The 4,824-nt window shown below is 75.4% G+C and carries 1 protein-coding gene; it reads left to right on the forward strand.

Features of this window, described 5'->3' with window-relative positions; genetic code table 11:
• Positions 1-22 precede the first annotated feature (22 nt).
• Entirely contained in the window at positions 23-4,804 is a 4,782-nt protein-coding gene (locus tag ACY45C_RS15605) for a DUF5719 family protein (RefSeq protein WP_462188319.1), read from the forward strand.
• Positions 4,805-4,824 lie beyond the last annotated feature (20 nt).

Genomic DNA, 4,824 nt, shown 5'->3' on the forward strand with positions numbered 1-4,824 from the left:
ACCGTTCGGCGCCGCCGTAGCCGTGGGGCTGGCTCGGCTGGGGAACCTACCGGAGCACGGATTCGTCTGGCTCCTCGACGACACCGCGATCCCTGCCCCAGGCGCGTTGCACACCCTGCTGGCCTACGCCCGGCTGGACCGGGGTGCCGCCGTCCTCGGTCCCAAACTGCTCGCCCGCGCTCCGGAATCCGCCCCACTCGCCGAATCCGCCCGGCCGGCCGAATTCGCCCCGGCGGCCGGAGCGGGCGGTCCCGCCGGAGCGGGCGGTCCCGCCGGATCGACGGGTGCGCGGTCCCGGCCGGTGACGAGACCCCGGGTGGTTGAAGTCGGGGTGAGCGTCGACCGGGCCGGGCGACGGCATACCGGAATGTGCCCGGGCAATGATGATTATGGTCGGTGTGACGGGGTACGTGACGTCCTCGCCGTCGCGTGTTCGGGCACCCTCGTGCGGGCGGTGGTCTGGCGTCTGCTCGGTGGACTCGACCCCGAGCTCGATGGTGGTCATGACATCGATCTTGGCTGGCGGGTGGCCCGTGCCGGCCTACGGGTCGTCGTCGTCCCGTCGGCCACGGCGACCGTGGCCTCGGCCTCGGCCTTCCCCGGGGCATCGGCCGACCGCGCGGGGGCTCTACGGGTCCGGCTGGCGAACACGGCGACGGTGCTGTTGCCGGCGATGGTGGTCGCCCTGCTCGTCGGAACGGCCGTGCGCACCCTCGGCCTGCTCCTGCGCGGCCGACCCCGGGCGGCGCTCGCCGAGCTCACGCTCGCCGGTACCGTGCTGGGGCGGCCACGGCAGTTGCGCCGGATGCGTCGGCGCGCCGCCTGCACGTGGGCGGTGCCGCACCGGGCCGTCCGCCCGTTGTTCCCGGCCCGCCGCCTGCCGTGGCGGCGCGGAGCCGGCGCCGAGGATCTCCTCGATCGGGCCGGAGCCGCCGAAGACGTCGCCGACACCACCTTGGTGGTCACCGGGCCCAGACCGGATGCGCACCCGCGCCGGCCGGCCTGGCCGCCGATGACCCTGGCGACCCTGCTGGGTGCCGTCGGGCTCCTGGCCATGCGGGGGATGCCGGCGGACATGCTCGGCGGGGGCCTGCCGCTCCCGACCGGCAGCCGGAACCTGTGGTCGGCCGTGTGGTCCGGATGGGCGGGGGCGCCCGATGGACCTCTGAGTGGTCCCGGGCCGGCACCCCCTTTCACCGCGCTGTTCGCCGCGGCGGCCACTCTGCTGGGGGAGAGGCCGGCGCCGGCCGCTTGGATCCTGCTGGCGGCCGGCCCGGCGCTCGCGGGCCTGAGCGCCTACCGGGCGCTCGCCCGGCTGGAACCACATCCGCTCGCCCGGTTCGGGCTCGCCGCCGGCTACGGGTTGAACCCGGTGATGACCGGGTCGGTCCTCGCCGGCCGCACCGACACCGTGGGCGCGGTGATCGGCCTTCCCCTGGTGCTCGCCGCCGCCGACGCGGTCCTGCGGGACCGGCGGGACGGCTCCGGCTTTGGCTTTGGCTTTGGCGTCGGCGGGGCGCCGGGCCGGCCGGTGTGGACGCTCGCGGTCTGTCTGGTCGGGTTCATCGCCTGCGCCCCGTCGATGCTGGTCATCGCCTGGGCGGGCCTGGTCGCCGTCGCGTTCCTGACCGCGCGGTCCAGGCTGCCCGCGATCATCGCCGCTCTGCTCGCGACGATCATTCCGGTGCTTCCGGACCTGTGGCTGGATCCCGTCGCCGTCCTCGCCGTCCTCGCCGAATCGGCGATCGCCCTGGCTAGGCTGCCCCAGTACTCCCTGGCCCTGCTGGCTGGTGCGGACAGCGGACCCAGTGCCGATGTGGCCGGCTTCGTCGGTGGATGCCTGGCCTGCTGGTTGTTCGGCCGCCTCGCGGGCCGGGGGCGGGGCCGTCGGCGGCGCACGGCCGTGCTGGTGGTCCTTCCCGTGACGCTGCTCCTCCTCGTCGGGCCGCTGATCCTTGCCGCTCGGTTCCTGGCCGTGGATGTATCTCGGCCCGACGACACCACAGGGGCGAACCCGGCCGGCGTCGAGGGGGCCGGCCTCGCCCGCGCGGTCGCGGCCGTGACCCGCGCCGCCGGCCCGGGTGCCCGCGTCCTCGTCCTGCACCAACCGGCCTCGGCCAGAACGATCCGGTACACCCTGGCCTCCGCGTCCGGGCCGACGTTTCCCGAGACCGGCGCCCGCACCCCGCGGCGGTCCAGTCGGTTCCTCGCCGACATGGTCGCGGACCTCGCCGCCAACGGTGGCCGGGCAGCCGGCTGGCTCCCGTTTCTGGGCGTGACATCGGTCGCCGTACCCACGGCCGACTCGGCCTCTCAGCTCGTCGCCCGACTGGACGCGACGCCGTCCTTGATCCGGGATCGTCCCCGCCCGGGGGCGATCTTCTGGCGTCCCGCCGTTCCGGCCCGTGGTGCGACGGCTTCGGGAGAGCCCGGTGGGACCGGTGCGCCGCGACCGGACGCATCCGGGTGGGCGGGCGGACCCCTGGCCTGGGTGATGGAGTCCGATCGGGCTGATCGTCGTGAGCCGGTGGCGCGGCACGCCGCTCCCGCGGCGACGAAGCGGACAGCCCGCCCGATCGGTACAGCGCCGGGTGCTCCTCTCCTCCTCTCGGCGCCGCTGCCGCCAGCGCCCTCCTCGGTACGCCGGTTGGCCTCCGGCGAGCGGTTGCCCGCCCTCGCCGCCCGGTCCGGCCCGGCACGCTCCCTGGTGCTCGCCGTACCGGCGGATGCCGGATGGCACGCGTGGCTGGAAGGCCGGCCGCTGACTCCGTTCCGGGCGTGGGGCTGGGCAGCCGGATTCCGGCTGCCGCCCGACGGCGGTCGGCTCCGCATCGACCACGACCGGGCTTCACCCCACCGGGCCGTGCTGGGCCAGGCGGCGGCGCTCGCCGCGCTTGTCCTGCTGGGCATCCCCGTGCTGCTGGGAATCCCAGTCCTGAGGTCGCGGCGGATGGCTCCCCCGGCTGCAACGCAGCCGCGGCGGGTCGGGAAGGCTGAGCGGCCGTCGTGTCAGCGGCCGTCGTGTCACGTCGTGGTCGTTTCGCGGACGGTCGTTTCGCGGATGGTGCTGCCGCTGGCGGTCCTCGGGCTGCTCGGGCTGACCGGGGCGTTCCTCGCCGGCACCAGCACCAGCACCGGCACCAGCACCGGTGGTGCCGGTGCCGGGAAGGGACGGGTCTGGCCCCTGTCAGGCGCCATGCTGGCCTGCCCGGACCTGACGCTGGTGGCACCCGGTCCGGGCGGGCCGGGCGGGCGGGCCCGTGCGCTCGGCTTGGACGTGGCTGCCGGCGGTGGGCCGACGGGCCAGGTGCGGGTGTCCACGATGGGGTCCGAGGTTCCAAGCGAGGGGCTTGGACTACGGATGGACGTCCGCGGCCGGCGTCACCTGGACCTTCCGCGGCCCTCGGAGGGCAGCGCCGTCACCGGCGTGGCGGGCGGCCGTGGATCGATCCTGGTGACCGCCCAGGGCGCGTCCGCCGGGGGACTGTCGGCCACCGTGACGGCCCGGGAGAAAGACGGCGTCGGGTCAATGGGCGGCGTCGGGCCGATTCAGGCGCGTTGCGAGCCGTCCCGGGCCCGGACCTGGTTCACCGGACCATCGACCGTGGCCGGTCGGGATCCGGTGGTGATCTGGTCGAATCTGGCAGCTGAACCAGCCCGGATCAATGTGCGGGTGCTTTCCGACGGACCGGCGACGTCGCCGCAGGACATCACCGTGCCCCCGGACCACGCGGTGATCCGGCGACTCGCGTCCCTCGCACCGGAGGCCGCCGCGACCGCGCTCGACGTCCAGGTGCGCTCCGGCCGGGTTCTCACCTGGGTCGCGGACCGGCCCAGCGCGGCGCGTGCGGACTCGATGCCGGGGGCGGACCGGGCGGGGCGCGCGGATCCGGTGAGCCTTGTCCCGAGCACCTCCGCCCCGGCCCGGCGTCTCCTGCTTGGCGGGGTCGTCGTCCCGGCGGGGTCCGCGTCTTCGACGGCGCACCTGGTGCTCGCCGCACCGTTGCGGGAGGCCACGGTGCGCATCACGGTCCTCACGGGTACGGGTCGGCACACGCCGATCGGCCTGGAGGCCGTCGTCGTGCCCGCCACCGGTGCGATCATCACGCCCGTGCTGCTGCCGGCGGGCGCCGCCTCGGCCGTCCTGGTCGAATCGGCCGATGACGCACCGGTGCTCGCCGGACTGGCCGCACCGTCGGGCCGGGCGGGAGAGCGGTCGACCGGCTCGGACGGCGGATCCACCTGGGTTGGCGCCACCAGCCTTGATCCTCCGCTCGACCCGCGCGGGCTCGACGCGTACGGCCAGGCGGTCGGCCTCTCCGGGCCGACGGGGCTGGCCGCCGGGGCGGGATCCGCGCCGGACGCGGTCGTCTCCCTCCCGCCGGTGCCGCCCGGCGCGACCGGCGTCGTCGTGCTCGCCGCTCCGGCGGGAGCGGTCACAGCGTGGATCGACGGCGAGCTGGTACGGGTGAGGCCGGGCACCGTCGCGACCGCCCGCATGCCGATCGGGCAGGCCGGTGGACGGCTCGTCGCGGTCGGCGGCCCGCTGGGGGCCACCGCCGTGATCGGCGATCTCCCCGGCACGCCGGGGGAGGGCCGGGCATCCGGGGATCCGCCCCGCGGGCCTACCCCCTCCGGCTCCACCGGCTCCACGTCGTCGACCGCCGTGTCGTCGATCTTTGGGATGTCCAAGCCCGTGATGCCGCGGAGCATCTCTACCGTCGTTCCGTTGTGGGGGGCGTCGAGGCTCCTCGACGCTCCGGTCTCCATCGAGGATCCCACCGTCCTGTATCAGCGCACCTAGGGCCTGTTTGGGAAGTTCAT

The sequence above is a fragment of the Frankia sp. CcWB2 genome, assembly GCF_977927585.1.